17 protein-coding genes are annotated in these 17,382 nt (G+C 62.1%); 16 read left to right on the top strand and 1 reads right to left on the bottom strand.

Features of this window, described 5'->3' with window-relative positions; genetic code table 11:
• On the top strand, positions 1-934 hold a 934-nt coding region (locus tag KA184_06710), incomplete at its 5' end, for a hypothetical protein (protein MBP8129258.1).
• Positions 935-1,222: 288 nt separating this feature from the next.
• On the opposite strand, the gene KA184_06715 is transcribed toward KA184_06710, so the two are convergent.
• A complete protein-coding gene (locus tag KA184_06715) occupies positions 1,223-2,542 on the bottom strand; it encodes a Gfo/Idh/MocA family oxidoreductase (GenBank protein ID MBP8129259.1) in 1,320 nt (439 codons plus the stop codon).
• Positions 2,543-2,985: 443 nt separating this feature from the next.
• On the opposite strand from KA184_06715, the gene KA184_06720 reads away from it, so the two are divergent.
• The 15 genes from KA184_06720 to KA184_06790 all read left to right on the top strand — a co-directional run.
• The gene (locus tag KA184_06720; protein ID MBP8129260.1) at positions 2,986-3,708 is read left to right on the top strand and encodes a superoxide dismutase; all 723 of its coding nucleotides are present in this window, start codon (positions 2,986-2,988) and stop codon (positions 3,706-3,708) included.
• Positions 3,709-3,819: 111 nt separating this feature from the next.
• Entirely contained in the window at positions 3,820-4,818 is a 999-nt protein-coding gene (locus KA184_06725; protein MBP8129261.1) for a hypothetical protein, read from the top strand.
• A gap of 238 nt (positions 4,819-5,056) precedes the next feature.
• Positions 5,057-5,899, top strand: coding sequence for a glucose 1-dehydrogenase (locus KA184_06730; GenBank protein MBP8129262.1), 843 nt, complete (start codon positions 5,057-5,059; stop codon positions 5,897-5,899).
• Positions 5,900-5,932: 33 nt separating this feature from the next.
• Positions 5,933-7,321, top strand: coding sequence for a sugar porter family MFS transporter (locus KA184_06735; GenBank protein ID MBP8129263.1), 1,389 nt, complete (start codon positions 5,933-5,935; stop codon positions 7,319-7,321).
• Between the two features lie 12 nt (positions 7,322-7,333).
• Entirely contained in the window at positions 7,334-8,503 is a 1,170-nt protein-coding gene (locus tag KA184_06740) for a hypothetical protein (GenBank protein MBP8129264.1), read from the top strand.
• 170 nt (positions 8,504-8,673) lie between these two features.
• Positions 8,674-9,675 carry a sugar kinase gene (locus tag KA184_06745; GenBank protein ID MBP8129265.1) on the top strand — a complete coding sequence of 334 codons (1,002 nt, stop codon included), beginning with the start codon at positions 8,674-8,676 and terminating at the stop codon, positions 9,673-9,675.
• Positions 9,672-10,334, top strand: coding sequence for a bifunctional 4-hydroxy-2-oxoglutarate aldolase/2-dehydro-3-deoxy-phosphogluconate aldolase (gene eda / locus KA184_06750; protein ID MBP8129266.1), 663 nt, complete (start codon positions 9,672-9,674; stop codon positions 10,332-10,334). Before KA184_06745 ends, eda begins: the two co-directional genes overlap by 4 nt.
• Positions 10,334-11,506 (top strand): hypothetical protein, encoded by a 1,173-nt coding sequence (locus KA184_06755; GenBank protein ID MBP8129267.1) that lies wholly within the window; start codon positions 10,334-10,336, stop codon positions 11,504-11,506. The genes eda and KA184_06755 overlap by 1 nt, the downstream gene beginning before the upstream one ends.
• A gap of 9 nt (positions 11,507-11,515) precedes the next feature.
• Entirely contained in the window at positions 11,516-12,538 is a 1,023-nt protein-coding gene (locus KA184_06760; protein MBP8129268.1) for an Ldh family oxidoreductase, read from the top strand.
• Positions 12,539-12,559: 21 nt separating this feature from the next.
• Entirely contained in the window at positions 12,560-13,516 is a 957-nt protein-coding gene (locus KA184_06765; GenBank protein MBP8129269.1) for a C-terminal binding protein, read from the top strand.
• Positions 13,517-13,560: 44 nt separating this feature from the next.
• Positions 13,561-14,367 carry an MBL fold metallo-hydrolase gene (locus KA184_06770; protein ID MBP8129270.1) on the top strand — a complete coding sequence of 269 codons (807 nt, stop codon included), beginning with the start codon at positions 13,561-13,563 and terminating at the stop codon, positions 14,365-14,367.
• Between the two features lie 11 nt (positions 14,368-14,378).
• Positions 14,379-15,374, top strand: coding sequence for an alpha-ketoacid dehydrogenase subunit beta (locus KA184_06775; GenBank protein MBP8129271.1), 996 nt, complete (start codon positions 14,379-14,381; stop codon positions 15,372-15,374).
• A gap of 4 nt (positions 15,375-15,378) precedes the next feature.
• Positions 15,379-16,335, top strand: coding sequence for a thiamine pyrophosphate-dependent dehydrogenase E1 component subunit alpha (locus KA184_06780; GenBank protein ID MBP8129272.1), 957 nt, complete (start codon positions 15,379-15,381; stop codon positions 16,333-16,335).
• 10 nt (positions 16,336-16,345) lie between these two features.
• Positions 16,346-16,645, top strand: a complete 300-nt coding sequence (locus KA184_06785; GenBank protein ID MBP8129273.1) for a hypothetical protein — start codon at positions 16,346-16,348, stop codon at positions 16,643-16,645.
• Positions 16,646-16,648: 3 nt separating this feature from the next.
• A partial coding sequence (locus KA184_06790; protein MBP8129274.1) for an SDR family oxidoreductase occupies positions 16,649-17,382 on the top strand: 734 nt, incomplete at its 3' end.

Genomic DNA, 17,382 nt, shown 5'->3' on the forward strand with positions numbered 1-17,382 from the left:
CGTCGTGGTGGACAAGCAGTCACAGCCCCAGGGTGAGGCGCTGCGCGGCGAAAGCGTCCCTGAGGCAGCCGTTTTTTACGCAAGCCCGTTGATGCAGTTCGCCGAGCTGCGCGGAGACCGGATCTATCCGCAAACCTCGCGTTACCGGCGTTCGGTGGCGGTAGTTGAAGATGTTGTCATTGAATGTTTCGACGTGCACGGCGGCGAGACAAAGGACTGGATCCTTCAGCATGCGGGTGGGCCGCCGGAGTGCAGCATGGCGATGGAACCGGCGTCCTTCGAACCCGCGGACTGGCTCTACAACGGAAGTGACCGGGTTTTCATGAGCATGAACGGGGAAGACTGGTCGGCGACTTGGAGTGTCGGTAACATTACCTCCCGACTCAGCATGCCGGGCGTACCGGGGACACAAGTGTATCGCCTGGAAACGTTCCCCATTGAGAATGCCGTTGTCACCAAGGACCACCCGGTGTGTCAGACCTTGTGCGTGCGGCGGCGGCAAGATGGGCCCTTCCTGGCAATATGGGACACCTGGGAGGTTGAACCGAACCTGCAATCGATCGCTTGCGTGCCGGGTCAACCCGCGCTCCTGATCCACACCAAAAACAACGTCTATCACCTGCTCTTCGGCCCGGGCCAGGCACCGTTCCCCGATGGCATCACGCTGGCGGGCGACGGTTCGGTCAGTCTGCTCCGGAACCGCGACGCGCTCGCCCTTGCCGGAGGGACCTGGACCAGTGTGTCAGCCGCGAACGGCGAAAGCGCAAGGATAAGTCTCAACAAAACCGGCAGCGCCGAATGGGACTGGTCTCAGGGCAGCGACCGCCTCGGCCGCGCCGCGCCCATTCAATACGATACCTTTGGCGGGGTTGACCATCCGCGCGACTGCGGCGATATAGTGGCTGCTATCGAAGGCCGCCTTTCTCCGGAGTAACCCGCGCGAAGCGCAGTCCTTACTGCCGCGGACTCCCGTTCGGCTGAACATGTCTCTGCAAGGTCAAAGAAACCGCGGCGGCGGGCACTTGGGCGCACGCTGCCGACGCCAATCCCGGCGGTAATACGCCCCCATTCGTGGTCTCAGTCAGCGGCGGGACTGCCCCCACCGGCCAACAGCGGAACCGGAGTGTTCTAACGCATCGCGCAAGGACTGCCTCCTGATATTTCAAGAGACCTCGGGTCCATATCCTGGTCCCCGCGGAAATGTCACATGACCAACCTGAGTTTACAGCAGTCTCGTGGCTCCGGGCGTGAGCACGGGATAGCTTCCGTCGGGCCCGGGCAGAACCGGCGGTTCCATGCCGTCGCGGCAATCCTCCGGCCTGGGCGCGTAAGCGAAATCGGATTGCATGACCTGTTCCCAGGTGATTTCTTCGCCGGTATAGCACGAAATCTGACCCATCACGCCAATCATGGTGCTTCGCGCCATGTACTCACCGTTGTTCACGGGTTCCCCCGACCGGATCGCCTTGAAGAGCGTGTCGTGCTCGACCTGATAGGGGTTACAGTCGCCTTGCCACTGCCAGTTGTTCTCCCCCCAGATGCGGCAGTCCATGATGGAGGCCTTGCCTTTGCTGCCGAAGACAACGCTGGAAGATTCGTTATAGCATCCCGTGGTGGTCCGGCAGAACGCATAGATGCGGACGCCGTTCTCGAATTCGTAGACGACCGAATGGTGGTCGAATACGTCGCCGTAAATCGCCGCGGTCATCGAAGACCGCCCGCCGAGACCGTGACACTTGACCGGCGCGGCGTTCCCCATCACCCAGCTCGCCCGGTCGAGATTGTGGACCAGCGACTGCGGGACATCGTCTCCTGAGAGCCAACGGAAATGGTACTGCGTGCTGCATTGCCACTCCAGCTCGGTAAGCCCGGGGGCGCGGTCAATGATCACATAGGGCTCTCGCAGAAAATTCTCCTCGATGCATACCACATCGCCAATGGCCCCGTCGCAGATGCGCTGCACGGTTTCCGCGTAACCCGCGTGATACCGGCTTTGCAGTCCCGAAACCAGGCACAGCCCCTTTTCTTTCGCCACCTCGCCCGCCCTTTGCATCAACCGGATCCCTGCGGGGTCAATGCCGTGGGGTTTTTCGACGAAGACATGTTTGCCCGCCTGGATGGCCGCCATCGCGTGAAACGGATGGAACTTCGCCGCGTTCGCGACCAGCACAACGTCCGAAGCTTCTATCACGTGTTTGTACCCGTCAAAACCCGCGAAGCAGTGGTCGTCGTCTACAATGACCTGGTCCTTCTTTTGTCCCCTGAGCCGTTCGCGCCGGGCCTTGACGCGGTCCAGGAAGATGTCGCACATCGCCACAAGCCGCGCACCCGGGTCCGCGCTCAATGCTTCCGCGGCCGCGCCCGTGTTGCGGCCACCGCACCCAATCATGCCGACACGGATAATGTCATTGCCCGCAGCATAGGCATTTCTGGCAATGCCTTGCGCGCCCGCGACAGCCGCGGACGCCAAGACCGCGGAACTCTTCAGAAAATCGCGCCGCGTCGTGCCGCGGCCGTTGCCCGACCCTGCTGCGTCTGTCATGTTCTCTCCTCCTGTGCGCGACACGCTTGCACGTGTTGCGATCTGATGACCCCGGCGGCCCGCGCGGTGCGAAACCACTGACTTCCGTCCCGGGCTTCATATTTCGGGTCCGGAAACGTACTTTGCCATCCCGCATATCCATTATGGGCACCGCCCCGGAGACTGTCAACACGCACGTTTGGATGGCGTTACACAGGGTTTTTGTGACGATGGGTCTCGCCAGAAGGACTTCCTGCCACGATGTCACAGGCCCGAGCAGTGCGTTTTCGCGGCAGGGTTCGAGATGAAGGAGGCGCAACGTGGAAGTCTCTGATACAATGGCACTTTCGCTTCTTTACGCGGCAGGCCCTGCTATGCCCTTCATAAGGCTGCATTCCCCGCCGCATAAGGTGTGTTTGGAAGCCGAGGGGCGTTGTATGCCCGAGTACAGAAGAGGAGGTTCTATGGGCACTCAAGAGGTTCTCTTTCACGCAACCGCTGTAAACCGGCGGCAATTCCTGACCTTGGCGGGAGCATTCGTGGCCGCGGCGGGCGTAGCCGGCGTTCCAGGCACCGCGCGCGCGGCAGACCCGATCACGTTACCGCCACTGCCCTATCCGGACGACGCGTTGGCGCCGGTCATCTCCGCCAATACCATCAGTTTCCACTATGGCAAGCATCACAAGGGCTATGTCGACAACCTGAACAAGCTCATTGCCAACACGCCCTATGAAGGCCAGCCTCTTGAGAAGATCATCGCGGGCGCTGCGGGCAAGGCGGATGAGACGGCTATCTTCAACAATGCGGCGCAGATTTGGAATCACACGTTCTATTGGCAGAGCCTTTCGCCCAATGGCGGCGGCGATCCCCCGGCGTCGCTCATGAAACAGATTGAGGCATCCTTCGGAAGCCTGGAAGACTGCAAGAAATCCCTAGCCGACGCCGCCACAAAGCAGTTTGGCAGTGGCTGGGCCTGGCTGGTCCGGCAGGGTGGCGGCCTCGCGGTCACGAAGACTCCGAATGCCGAGTTGCCGTTGACACCCGACGTCAAGCCGCTCCTCGTCATCGACGTTTGGGAACACGCCTACTACCTCGACTATCAGAATCGCCGGGCAGACTATGTCGCTGCCGTGCTCGAAAAACTGGTCAACTGGGAATTTGCGGCAGCAAACCTCAGCCAAGGTTGAACGCTGCCTGACCAATCGGCCCTTCACAGAGCGGCATGCTGCGTTTCTTAAAGAGGCGCTCTTGTTGCTTGTTGATAAACGGCCGCCGGCGAAGTGTCAGGAAAACATGCAATGCCAGACACGAGTGACAAACGCGTTGTTGTGATCGATCCCGGCTATGCCTCTTACGACCCGGAAGTGGAGATTCTGGGTGACGCCGGATACGCGCTTGATTTCTTTCCGGGCGAAAAGCTCGACGCGGAGGGGAAGGCGCGGTTCGCTCGGGGCGCGGTGGGCATGTTCGTTCGATGGACAAAGATCGACGGGCCATTTCTCGACACCGCCGCGACGGTCCGGGCTTTCGTGCGCTGCGGCGTGGGATACGACAACGTCGACCTCGAGGCGGCGTCCGCGCGCGGTATCCCGGTCTGTAATGTCCGTGGTTATGCAAACCATTCCGTGTCAGACCATGCCCTGGCGCTGATTCTGGCATGCGTGCGAGGTCTGCGCGCCGGCATTGAACAAATGCGGCCCAAATACAACACGCCTGCCCATACCCACATGCCGGAATTGCATGAACTGACGCTGGGCATCATTGGGCTCGGTCAAATCGGCGGCACACTGTGCACGAAGGCGCGCGGACTGTTTCACCGCGTCCTCGCCTGCGACCCTTACATCCCCGCGGAACGGTTTCACGACGTGGGCGCGGAGGCCTGTTCGCTCGATGCGTTACTTGCGGGAAGCAACGTTGTAACGCTGCACTGCAACCTGACGCATGAAACACACCACCTCTTGAACGCGCAGACGATTGCGCGAATGCGGCCCAATGTCATTGTCATCAATACGGCCCGCGGGCCCGTGGTAGATGAGGAAGCCCTCACGGCGGCGCTGCAGGCTCAGAAAGTCTTCGCCGCGGGGATAGACGTCTTCCAGGACGAACCGCCGCGCGCCAACCGGGACGCGCTCGTGTCGCATCCTCGGGTCATCGCGACCGGTCATTACGCGTGGTATAGCGAACGGGCCAGCCGCGAACTCCAGCGCCGGGCCGCTCTGAACCTGGAAGCCATGCTGCGCGGAGAATTGCCCCCCGATTGCCTCAACCGCGACGAATTGAAGAACAGAACCCGCTAGTATGTCTGTGGGATTGGCCCGTTTTTTCAGTCTTTTGCAGGCCCTTTCGTCCTTCGACCCGTCTGTTGAAGTCGCCTCTCAATTGTAATAGAGTGCGTCATGCTGCGAAATCGGGAGGCAGGGTGTACGCCGTAAACGGGGACCGGGCTCCTGTCTTGGGGGAACGGCCGTGAGTGAAACCCGGTCTTCGGACTTCGTGCCGTGTAGTGAGCCGGAGAGCCATGGAAGGGGTTGCCATATGAGTTGCGAGGCCAGGCTTGCAGGAAGGAAGGCGCTTGTCACGGGATCGGGCACGGGAATCGGGCGCGAGATCGCGCTCGAATGCGCGCGCCAGGGGGCGGATGTCGTCCTGCATTACGCGCACAGCGACGCGGGCGCGCTGAGCGCGGCCGAGGCAATCCACGCCTTGGGACGCAAGACGGCCGTATTACAGGCCAACTTCGATGATGTCGACGAAGTGCTGACGATGGGCGAGGAAGCGCTCGACTTTCTCGGCGGGGTGAATTGCCTCATCAACAATGCCGGCATCACCTTCAACAAGCCGTTTCTCAAAGTGACGCGCGAGCAATTCGACAGGATGTACCACGTCAATATCCGCGCGCAGTTCTTTCTCACACAGCTTATCGTCGCCGAGATGGAAAAACGCGGCGGCGGCGCCATCTGCAATATCACGTCGATCCACGGTGTCCAGGGCGCGCCCGAGCACTCCGTCTACGCGGGCACCAAGGGCGCTATTATCGCCTATACCCGCGCGCTCGCCGTTGAACTCGCCCATAAGGGGATTCGCGTGAATGCCATCGCGCCGGGCTGGGTTACGGTCGAGAACTACTTCAACGTGCTCCCGGGCTTCAATGAGCAAGACGCGCGGCGCGACGCGGCTGAGAAGGTGCCCCTGGGGACTTCCGGCGTCCCGCTGGATATCGCGAAGCTGGCCGTGTTCCTCTGTTCCGACGACGCGCGCTACATCGTCGGCCAGACCATCGTCGCGGACGGCGGCACGACGTCCTTGATGTCGTTGATCTCAGATTTTCGCTCGGAATCCACGGCGCGTTTCGGGAAGGGATACCTCCCGGATGTCTGAAGCACCACGCCTTGCCCACACAGGAGACCACTCATGAGTCCAGATGGCCGGACAGAACCAGCCCAAACCGGGGATTCCGGTAGCGTCTACGCCTTCGCGGTAGCGTTTGTCGCCGCGGTCGGCGGGTTCTTATTCGGCTATGACCTGGCCATCATCGGGGCCGCAAACCTGTATTTGCGGGACGTGTTTCAACTTTCCGAATGGTGGTTTGGTTTCACCACAGGCAGCGCCGCGCTCGGCTGCATGGCGGGACCGTTTCTCGGGGGCTGGCTCTGCGACGCCATCGGGCGCAACCGCACGCTCGTCATCGCGTGCGTATTGCTCGCCATCAACGCCGTCTTCACGGCCCTCGCGGGCGATTTCATCACGTTCAATGTGTTCCGCATCATTGGCGGGGTAGGAGTCGGTCTGTGCTCTGTTGCCTCGCCGATGTACATTTCGGAAGTCGCCCCCAAGCGCATGCGCGGCGGACTCGGGGTCATGTATCAACTTGCCATTGTCGTCGGCAGCATCGCCGCGCCTTTCGCTGCGTGGATCATCGTGAAAACGTTTCCCGAATCCGTTGCCTGGCGATGGATGTTCGGCTCCGCAATGCTGCCCATCCTCTTTTTTGCGGTGCTGCTGCTGTTCCTTCCATCCAGCCCGCGCTGGCTCGCGGGCCGGGGCCGGTTCGACGAAGCGCTTGACGTGCTGTCGCGCGTTGGAGGCACGGCCCATGCCAACGAAGAACTGCGAGAAATCAAATCCGCGCTCGCGGAAGAGACCGGAGATCTGCGCGAGTTGTTCCAGCCGGGCATTCGGTACGCGCTGTTCATCGGCCTGTGTCTGGCATTCTTCAATAATTGGACGGGCTGGAGCGTCATGGGGGGGTACATTCCCAGGTTGTTTGAAATGTCTGGAATGGACGACCGGTCGCAGGCGATCCTTCAGTTCGCGGTGGCGTATGGATTTATGGGGCTGGTCACGCTGATCGCCGGCGGATTGGTGGACCGCGTGGGCCGCAGGCCGCTCTGGTTGTGCGGGTCGGCCCTTATGGCCGCGATCACGTCGATTACCGGCATCGTGTTTCACTTCCAGGTCGAAGGTTTTCTCGTGCTCGTCGTCATCATTCTGTGCACGGTGCCGCACGGGCTCGCGCTCGGCCCCCTGCCTTGGCTGATGATGTCGGAAATCTTCCCTACCCGGCTCCGAGCGAAGGCCGTCGCCATAACGACCGCGTTTCTCTGGCTTACCATCTACAGCGGCGCGCAGTTGTTTCCCATATTGACCGGCTTTTCCGCCAAAGTCCTGGGTTCCGAAGGCGGCGCATTCTGGCTGTTTTCGGTCATTTGTGTCGCCGCCCTCCTGTTCGGCTGGAAGATGCTGCCGGAAACCAAGGGGCGCACCCTGGAAGAAATCTCCAGGTCCTGGAAGAAGCTTTAGAGGGTCGTGACCATGTTGAACCGAAGAAGATTCCTGGCTTCTGGGATTGGCGGGATCACCGGCTGGGCCGCAGCCGGTTCCGGGCTGTTCCAGGGCGTGGTTACCGCGCAATCGCCCCCATGTCCGGCCCCGGCGAAGGACGAACTTCTGCGCGTTCTGGAGGCCGTGGGAAAGCCGGCCCGCGTGATGACACAAGCCGACGGCACGGATATCGTGCTCTTGCCCTACGGCGGCCGCGTCCTTGGCGTCTATGCGCGGGACTCGCAGGAGAACTTCTACTGGACCCATCCGGCGCTGGGATCGGCGGAAACAGCGCGCGCGTTCTACGAAAGCGACGCCTGGCACAATTCCGGCGGGGACCGCACGTGGCTGGCTCCGGAGGTGGATATCTTTCTCCCGAAATACCCCGATTTGAGTACTTATCGGCAGCCGCGCGAACTGGACCCCGGCGACTATGAAGTTAAATCGTCGCAGCGCGGGCTGGAACTGGTGAACACCTTTTCGCTGCGTTTTTCGCGGTCTGGCAGACAGGTGTCCCTCCGACTGGGCAAGTCAATCGGAGCCGCGCCGAATCCTCTGCGGCATGAGACGACTGTCGACACACGCGCGCTCGCATACGCGGGATATACGCAATTCACAACCCTGAGGATACAAGACGAAACGGGTCAGGAACCGCCGGCCGTGGGGCTGTGGAACCTCGTGCAGATGCCCCACGGAGGCGACTTGCTGGTCCCCACGTTCAGCCGGACACGGCCAACGGTCTGGTTCGGCGACATCGCGCCAGACGACTTGGCCGTAAGCGATCATCTGGTCCGCTACAGGATGCGTGCAACGGGCGAGCACAAGCTCGGCATCCGCGCCGTGGCAACCACGGGACGCGTCGGATATCTGCACAATACCGGCGGCGCGGCTACGTTGATCATCCGGTGCTTCGTCGTGAACCCGTCGGGCGACTATATTGATGTGCCGTGGAAGAATCCCGAAGACTTCGGCTATTCCACACAGGCGTGCAACGTGAACAGCAACTTGGGCAGTTTCAGCGAACTTGAGTACCACGTCCCGGCCATTGGCGGCAGCACAGAACGCAGGTCGTGCCATGATACGGCGGTAGTCTGGGCGTTTCGCGGTCCGCTGGACGCCATCCAGGCTGCCGGGCGCTGCCTGTTATCGCCGGAGGTCTAGTTGCGGATGTACGCGGAATCCCATGTAGAGTATAAGCATCCGCGACGAGTGGGTGTTTGCAGGATTCTTCCTGCTCTTGCCGGGGTGTACGATCTGTTTATCATCGCAGCACCGAGCCGGTTATCCAGCATGTCGAGGAGTGACTGCCGGTGACAAAACCAGGCGGATGTGTGACCTTCGGCGAATTGCTGCTCCGGTTCGACCCGTGCGGCCCGCTGCGCTTTACGCAGGCGGACCTGTTTGAAGCCCGCTACACCGGGGCCGAGGCCAACGTCGCCGTGTCCCTGGCCCATTTCGGCATCGACGCGTTCGTCGTTTCAAAGGTGCCGGAACACGAAATCGGCCAGGCGTGCATCAACTATCTCCGCCGTTTCGGCGTGGACACCTCATTCATTGCAAGGGGCGGCGAACGGCTCGGCATCCTTTACGTCGAGACCGGCGCGTCGCAGCGGCCGTCCAATGTCATCTACGACCGCAATCACAGCAGCTTGCGAGACGTCCAGCCCAGTGAATTCGAGTGGGAACAGATTCTGGCCGGGAAACAGTGGTTTCACTTCTCCGGGACCGCGCCCGCGCTCGGCGCGAATGTCGTGGCGGTATTGGAAGAGGCTCTTGCCGCGGCGGGGCGCCTGGGCGTAACCACGAGTTGCGACTGTAATTACCGCAGCAAGTTATGGAGCCTGGAGGACGCCAGTCGCATCCTGTCCAGACTGTTGGACCGCGTTGAAGTCTTCATCGGGGGCGCGGAAGACGCGGAGCGCCTGTTCGGCGTATCGGTTCCCGCGCACCTCCGGGCCGATGAGCACGCCCGCGCGGAATATGCGGCCAGGGCCCTTCGTGAGCGGTTTGGATTCCAGTGGGTGGCCATGCCCATGCGCAACGCCGCCTCGGCCTCCGAACAACGCTATGCCGGAATGGCCTGCGCCGCCGAGGGGTGCGCCTTCAGCCGGGTCTACGATATCCGGATCGTCGACCGAATCGGCGCGGGAGACGCATTTGCGGCGGGAATCATTTTTCAGGTCTTGTTGGGCGCGCACCCCGCGCGCGTGGCGGAATTTGCGACAGCGGCGGCATGCCTCAAGCATACGATCCGAGGTGACTTCAATCTTGTGTCGTTGCCGGAAGTAGAACAACTGCTTGAAGGCGGCCAGGCAGGACGCGTCCAAAGATGAGCAAAGCGGATATACTAAAACGCCTTCACGACGAATGGCTGGTCCTGATCCTGCGCGGAGAGACGGCCCAACAGGCGGAAGACACGTTTGAAGCGCTCATCGAAGGCGGCGCGACCCTATTGGAGGTCCCCTTCACCACGACGGGCGCGTGCGAGGTCATTCGCCATCTGCGCGAACGGCACGGCGCACGGGTCGTTGTCGCCGCAGGCACCGTGACCACGCCGGAACAGGCGCGCGCGGCGATCGCGAGCGGTGCAGAGGGTATCGTGTCCCCGAATCTTCACGCGCCTGTGGTGGAAGAGGCCGTGGACGCGGGCGTCATCTCCGCGCCCGGATGTTTCACGCCGAGCGAAATCGCGGACGCGCTGCGCTTGGGCGCGGACATAATCAAGCTGTTTCCTTGCGACATGGTGGGCCCCCGGTTCGTGTACTTCATGCAGGGGCCTTTTCCAGGAGTGCGTATGATGCCCGCGGGCAGTATCCTTCTCCAAAACATGGAGTCCTATTACGAAGTGGGCGCGTTCGCCGGAGTGGCGGGTGTGACGACGGAACTGGCGCTCGCACGGGAGGTGACAAAAGGCGACTTTGCGGCGATTACAGCGTGTGCGCGCCGGTGGGTGACCGCCGTGCGGGCGATGAAGTCCCGGAAACCGATGTGATGAGCGCGACGGCGACCGACGCGTTCCGACTCCTCTCTATCCCCGAGATGGAGACACGTATTGCGCGTTTCGAGGCGCGCGTGAATGCTGCACAGGAGAGCAATCCGCCCGCCAAGGGTTGGGTGAAGGCGGCCCTTCACGGCGCAGGCGACGGCCGGTGCCCCGTGAGGCTCAAGCGGCTCTCCTTGGACCTGATATTGAAATATGGCGACGACCTCGCGGACCTGTTCTGCGCTTGTCCCGACGACCTGATTGCGGTTATCCCGTACGATATCACGATTGGCTATCAACTGCCCGGCAAACAGCCCCACATCAACACCGTCGAAGCCCTGATGACCAGCATGGAATGGCTGGACGAATGGGGAACGCGATGGGGGCACGCGTTCGGCGGCGTGGGCGCTACCCCTGTGGACCATCCGATCAGGGATTGGGCAGCGCTGGACGATTTCCTCAAGCACCAGGTTCCCGATCCCCGCGCGCCCGGCCGCCTGGATGCCGCCGCCGCCGCCCTCGCTCCTCACCGGGACACAAAATATTGCTACGGCGTGATTCACTTGGCGTTGTTCGAGCGGCTGCATGCCCTGCGCGGCATGGAGAACGTCTTTACCGATTTCTTGATGCACAAACCCGAAGTGAGGAGGCTCCTGGATTGTCTGGAGGCGTACCTCCGTGAGATTGTCCGGCAGTGGGCAGCGCTTCAAGCAGATGCGGTCTTCTTTACGGACGACTGGGGCTCGCAAACCGGGTTGATGATATCCCCGGAATTGTGGCGCGTCTTGTTCAAGCCCTACTATGCGCGTGTCTTCGAGGAAGTGCACCGGTTGGGCATGGACGTATTCTTCCATAGTTGCGGCAACGTGACGGCGATCGTCCCCGAACTGATTGACATCGGTTGCGACGTGCTCGACCCGGTTCAGCCCGGGGCCATGGACGCGGACCATCTGGCGCGTGAATTCGGCGGCAGAATCGCATTCAGCGGCGCCGTGGACGTTCAGGGTTTGCTAACCGACGGCTCACCGCAGGCGGTCAGGGACGAGGTCCGGCGCATCGCGGCTACGCTGGGCAAACGATTCGGCGGCGCGCTCGCGCTGGGCCCGGCGAATGTGATGACCCCCGATATCCCCTTTAAGAATCTCGTCGCACTTTTTGAAGCGGCGCATGACCAGGCATAGGAAGCGTCCATGCTCGTTATTGCGGAAGAACTGAAGACGGTCATAGCCGCCATCTTTTGTGGCAGGGGCCTTTCCGAACGCGACGCGGGCATCATGGCGGACTCCCTGGTCTATGCGCACTTGCGCGGCACGGATTCCCACGGGGTCATGCGCATTCCGCACTACGTCCGCCGCATGGACATCGGGTCCATCAATCCCCGCCCCAATACGACGGTAAAACGGACCGGCCCGGCCACGGTGGCCATGGACAGAGACCACGGATTCGGCCAAGTCTCCAACTGGGACGCCATGGGCATAGTCATCGAAATCGCGCGCGAATCGGGCGCAGGGTTTGTCGGCGTCAATCACAGCAATCACTGCGGCGTACTTTCGTTCTTCGCACAGCGCGCCATGGACGCCGGGCTTATAGGGATTGTCTTTTCGCAGGCAGATAAGGGGGTGGTGCCCTTCGGGGGCACGCTCCCCTTCTGCGGCTCGAATCCCCTGTGCTTCGGGATTCCCTCTGCGTCGGGTCCCCCGATTGTCCTTGATATGGCCACGAGCACGGTCGCGGGCGGTCATATCTTCAAGGCGCGCATGGAAAACAAGCCGATCCCGCCGACATGGGCGGTGGACGCCAACGCCAGGCCGACCACCGACCCTCACAAAGCCGTATACTGGACGCCCGCCGCAGGCGCGAAGGGCCACGGTCTGGGCGTCATCATGGACGTGCTGACCGGCATTCTCTCCGGCGGCTTGTACGGCCCGCAGATACCCGCCATGTACGGCGATCTCGACAAGCGCCGCAACCTGTGCCATCTTGTCGGCGCGCTCGACTTCCGCCGCTTCGGGGGCGGCGATCATTTCCTGGAACGCATCGCCGCGATGGTCACCGATCTTCACGCGGTCCCCCCGGCGGAAGGGTGTGATCGCGTGCAGGCGCCCGGGGAGCCCGAGTATCTGTGTTCGCTGCACCGGGCAAAGAACGGCATTCCAGTGGATGATGCGCTCTGGGAAGAACTGGCCGCATTGTTGCCCGCCGAGAAGGGATAGGAGCACTAAGGAGTCACGGTTATGAAGCGAGTCATCGTCACTGATTACGCGTTTCCCCACGTCGAACTCGAACGTGAAATCGTTGCGTCGGCGGGTTTCGCTCTTGAGGCGATTCAGCCGATATGCAAGACCGAAGACGACATCATCAGGACCTGCGGACACGCGGACGTGCTCCTCGTGCAGTGGGCGCCCGTAACCCGGCGCGTGCTTGAGGCCCTGCCGAACGTGCGCTGCATCGTCCGCTATGGGGTGGGCGTGAACAACTTCGATCTGGACGCGGCGCGCGACCTCGGCGTTGTAGCGGCCAATGTGCCCGATTTCTGCGTCGAGGAAGTGGCTACGCACGCGTTGGCCATGGTCCTCTCTCTCTGCCGGCGCATCCCCCAGGACCATCACCAGATTCTCCAGGGGAAATGGGGGGTTAATCCTTTTCGGCCCATCCACGCGCTTTCCGAACTCACGCTCGGCCTCGCCGGTTTTGGCAAGATTGCGCGCAATCTCGCCCGCAAGGCCGTCGCGCTGGGTTTCTCCGTCATCGCGTACGATCCCAATGTGAATGATGCTGTCTACGTGGAACACCAGGCAACGTCCGTCACCTTTCAGGAACTCATCGAGCGCGCAGACGTGGTTTCGCTGCATTGTCCCCTGGTCCCGGAGACGACGCATCTCATGGACCGCGCCGCCTTCGCGCGGATGAAACCGGGCGCGCTGCTCATCAACACATCGCGCGGGCCCGTCGTTCACGAAGAGGCGCTCGTCGAAGCGCTGCGATCCGGGCGGCTCGGCGGCGCGGGGCTGGACGTTTTCGAGGAAGAACCGCTGCCCGCAACAAGCCCCTTGCGCGCGTTTCCGAACGTAATCCTGACCAGCCACGCCGCATCCGTTTCGGAAAAGGCCGTGGAGATTTTGCAGCGCAAGGCGGCCGAGGCCGCGCGCGATTTCTTGCAGGGAAAGGACCCGGTCTCGCGGCTCGTATGACGCGGAACCCCGCGTAAATCGGCCTGGGAAAACACACGGAGGACATGATGAACACACTCGCGGCCGCAATCGAGCGCGCGCGCGTGCCGGACGGCGGCGTCGCGCTCTGGTGGCTTGCCCAAGCCGGCTTTGTTTTCAAGACGGCGTCCGGCACCGTCCTGTACCTTGACCCCTACCTCTCGAACGCCGTCGAAAAGGCCTTCGGGTTCAAGCGGCTGTCGCTGTCGCCAATTCCAATGGAGGCGGTCCGCGCCGATTGGCTGATCAGTTCGCATGAACACCTGGACCATCTGGACACCGACGCGCTGCCGGTGATCGCGCGCAATTGCCCGTCCTGCCGCTTTGCCGGTTCACAGGGCTGCCTGCCCGAATACGAGAAGATGGGCATCTCAATGGACCGGTTTACGCTATTGAAACCCGGGGAACGCCGCGCACTCGCCGATTTCGCCGTCATCCCGGCGCAATCCGACCATGGCGACCTCTCCCCTACCGCGCTTTCGCTGCTCCTCGATTTCGGCGGCGTGCGCGTGTTGTTCACGGGCGACACGGCGCTGAACGTCCCGCTCATGCAGCCACTGATAGACCTCAATCCGGACGTGCTGCTGACCTGTATCAACGGCCGCTTTGGCAATCTCACTGCGGACGAGGCAGCCGGGCTTGCGGCTGTTGTGTCACCGCGGGTCGTCGTCCCCTGTCATTTCTGGATGTTCAAGGAGCACAATGGCGACCCGCAGGCCTTTGTCGAGGCGTGTGCGCGGCGTTGCCGCGATGTGCCGCTCCGTCTCTTGTCGCCGGGGGAAGGGTTTTGTTGCACAGCAGAGGCCATCGAGGCCGTTCAGGTTGCATCATAGAAGGAAGCATCATGGCTAGACGGATTCGTTATGTCGAGGCGCTCCGCGAAGGCATGCGCCAGGAAATGGAACGCGACCCCTCGGTCTTCGTGATGGGCGAAGGCGTGGGACCGCACGGGAGCTGTTTCAAGCAGACTGACGGGTTCTGCGCCCAGTTCGGCGCGGACCGGTCCCGCGACACGCCCATATCGGAACTGGCCATTGCCGGCACCGCGGCGGGCGCGGCCCTGCTGGGGATGCGGCCCATCGCCGATCTGATGTGGATCGATTTTTCCATGCTGGCCACGGACCAAATCTGCAATCAGGCGGCGAAACTTCGGTATATTTCCAACGGGCAGGTAAAAGTGCCCGTTGTGTACCGGATGACGACGGGCAAATCGATGTCCAACGCCGCGCAGCACTCCGGCTCGTTCTATTCCTGGTACATCAACACGCCGGGGTTGAAGGTCGTCGTGCCCAGCACGCCCTACGATGCCAAGGGGCTCATTATTGCAGCCATCCGCGACGACGAGCCCGTGGTCTATCTCGAACACAAACTCCTGCTCAACGTGCGCGGCGAAGTGCCCGAGGAGCCTTACGAACTCCCGATCGGCGTCGCCGACGTGAAGCGCGAGGGAACCGACCTGACTATTGTCGCCACGGGGGCGATGGTTGGCTTCAGCCTTGCCGCCGCCGATATCGCCGCGAAGGAAGGCGTTTCGGTCGAGGTGGTCGACCCGCGGTCGCTCATGCCTTACGACGGCGAGACCATCCTGGCCTCGGTGCGCAAGACCGGTCGCCTGCTTGTTGTCGACGAGGGATTCCGCTACTGCGGTTTTGCATCGGAGATAATCGCGTTCGTCGTGGAGAACGCCATGGGCGCGCTGCGCCAGCCGCCGCGGCAGGTGACTACGATGCACACGACGGTGCCATTTAGCCCGCCCATGGAGAATTACGTCTTCCCGAACAAGGACCGCGTGGCGGAAGCCATTCGCGCAATGCTGGCGGTCCAGGCGGAAGGAGTCTGATACGATGGATGACTCAGCCAAAATCCAACTGCTCGAAACCATGCTGCGCATTCGCCTGGCCGAGTTGCAGCTTGCCGTCATGTACAAGAACGGGCTCGTGCCCTGCGCGGCCCATCTCTATGAGGGCGAGGAGGCCGTCGCGGCGGGCGTCTGCGCGAATCTGCGCAGGGACGACTGCATCACGAGCACGCACCGCGGCCACGGGCATTGCATCGCCAAGGGCATGCCTATGCGCGATATGATCGCCGAGGTGTCCGCGCGGAAGACGGGATGCTGCGGAGGCAAGGGCGGCACAATGCACCTCTTCAAGCCCGAAATCGGCGTCATGGGCACGGTCGGCATCGTAGGCGGCGGCATACCGTTATCGACAGGCCTTGGCCTCGCCATGCAGATGCAGAAAACAGACCGCGTGGCGGTGAGTTTCTTCGGCGACGGCGCGGCGAATAACGGCGCGTTCCACGAAAGCCTGAATCTGGCCGCGTTGTGGAAACTGCCCGTCATTTATGTCTGCGAGAACAACCAATACGCGACGTCCGTCGCGGTGTGGCGGTCCACTCCGATACCCAACATCGGAATCCGCGGCGCCGCCTACGGCATCCCCGGCGTCACGGTCGACGGCAACCGCGTCGACGACGTGTATGCAGTGGCGATGGAAGCCGTGTCGCGCGCCCGGGCAGGGCTCGGCCCCACGCTGGTCGAATGCCAGACGTACCGTATCCGGGGGCATTTTGAAGGCGACGACAGTCTCTATCGCACCAAGGAAGAGGTCATCGAGGCGCGCAAGCGCGACCCCATCGACTACTGGAAGACAAAGCTGATGGCCGAAGGCGTAATCAATGAGGAAGCATTCGCCGCAATCACGAAAAAAGCCGAAGCGGAGGTTGCGGATGCCGCAGCGTTCGCGGAGGCGAGTCCCTTCCCTGACCCGGAAGAGGCGTTGAAATTGACGGCTGAAGCATAGGAGAACAGTCATGGCCCATGTTGTCGTAATGCCGCGTCTGGGACAGACCATGGAAGTGGGCGAAATCGTTGAATGGATGAAGAAGGAAGGCGACCCCATTGAGAAAGGGGAGGTCCTGCTGACAATCCAATCCGACAAGTCGACGCTTGAAGTCGAGGCGGACTACTCCGGGCTCCTCGCAAGAATACTTGCCATGCCGGAGAACGGCGAAATTCCGTGTTTCGAGCCTATCGGCATCATCGCCGCCCCAGGCGAGGCGGTCGACGTGGATAGGGTATTGAGCGAGTTCCGCGCCAGAAGAGGAGCGTAAACCATGCAGGCGGATTTGCGGGGCAAGATTGCCGTGGTGACGGGCGCCGCGCAGGGCATAGGCCGCGCAATCGCGGAGGCGTTTGTGCAGAGCGGCGCGGTTGTCGTCATTGCCGACATCCAGGACGAGAAAGGGCGCGCCACTGCCGCGGAACTCGGCCCTGACACGGCGTTCCACTCGTGCGACATTTCGGATCCCGCTCAGGTGCGCGCCTTGTTCGATGCCGTCATCGCAACGCACGGGCGTCTCGATATCGCCGTCAACAACGCGGGAATCAACACCAGCCGTCCTGAAGACCGGGTCACGGTCGACCAGTACCCGGAAGACATCTGGCGGCGCATCGTCAACGTTGACTTAAACGGGACGTTCTATTGCTGCAAAGCGGAAGCAGCCCAGATGGCGAAGCAGCGGTCGGGTGCGATTGTCAACATCGCCTCGATTGCCGGCGTGGTGCCGCTGCGCCTGCAGATCGGTTTTGTGGCTGCCAAGGCCGGCGTCATCCGGATGACCGAGGCCATGGCGTGCGAATTGGGGCCGATGGGCATCCGCGTCAACTGCGTGTCGCCCGGTTCCACGCTCGTGCAGGGCACGCGCCAGCTCTTCTACAACAATAAAGAAACGGCCGAGCGGCTCCTGTCGTTCATTCCGCAGCGCCGCCCCGCCGAGACGAATGAAATCGCGGCCGCCGTGCTGTTTCTCGCGTCCGATACCGCTTCTTACGTCAACGGGCACAACCT

It is taken from the genome of Candidatus Hydrogenedentota bacterium (genome assembly GCA_018005585.1).
GTDB lineage: Bacteria > Hydrogenedentota > Hydrogenedentia > Hydrogenedentales > JAGMZX01 > JAGMZX01.

Bases quoted from the DNA above. Each gene is read 5' to 3' on its own strand.
- KA184_06715 (MBP8129259.1), bottom strand. From the start codon at position 2,542: ATGACAGACGCAGCAGGGTCGGGCAACGGCCGCGGCACGACGCGGCGC.
- KA184_06720 (MBP8129260.1), top strand. From the start codon at position 2,986: ATGGGCACTCAAGAGGTTCTCTTTCACGCAACCGCTGTAAACCGGCGG.
- KA184_06725 (MBP8129261.1), top strand. From the start codon at position 3,820: ATGCCAGACACGAGTGACAAACGCGTTGTTGTGATCGATCCCGGCTAT.
- KA184_06730 (MBP8129262.1), top strand. From the start codon at position 5,057: ATGAGTTGCGAGGCCAGGCTTGCAGGAAGGAAGGCGCTTGTCACGGGA.
- KA184_06735 (MBP8129263.1), top strand. From the start codon at position 5,933: ATGAGTCCAGATGGCCGGACAGAACCAGCCCAAACCGGGGATTCCGGT.
- KA184_06740 (MBP8129264.1), top strand. From the start codon at position 7,334: ATGTTGAACCGAAGAAGATTCCTGGCTTCTGGGATTGGCGGGATCACC.
- eda (MBP8129266.1), top strand. From the start codon at position 9,672: ATGAGCAAAGCGGATATACTAAAACGCCTTCACGACGAATGGCTGGTC.
- KA184_06755 (MBP8129267.1), top strand. From the start codon at position 10,334: ATGAGCGCGACGGCGACCGACGCGTTCCGACTCCTCTCTATCCCCGAG.
- KA184_06760 (MBP8129268.1), top strand. From the start codon at position 11,516: ATGCTCGTTATTGCGGAAGAACTGAAGACGGTCATAGCCGCCATCTTT.
- KA184_06765 (MBP8129269.1), top strand. From the start codon at position 12,560: ATGAAGCGAGTCATCGTCACTGATTACGCGTTTCCCCACGTCGAACTC.
- KA184_06770 (MBP8129270.1), top strand. From the start codon at position 13,561: ATGATGAACACACTCGCGGCCGCAATCGAGCGCGCGCGCGTGCCGGAC.
- KA184_06775 (MBP8129271.1), top strand. From the start codon at position 14,379: ATGGCTAGACGGATTCGTTATGTCGAGGCGCTCCGCGAAGGCATGCGC.
- KA184_06780 (MBP8129272.1), top strand. From the start codon at position 15,379: ATGGATGACTCAGCCAAAATCCAACTGCTCGAAACCATGCTGCGCATT.
- KA184_06785 (MBP8129273.1), top strand. From the start codon at position 16,346: ATGGCCCATGTTGTCGTAATGCCGCGTCTGGGACAGACCATGGAAGTG.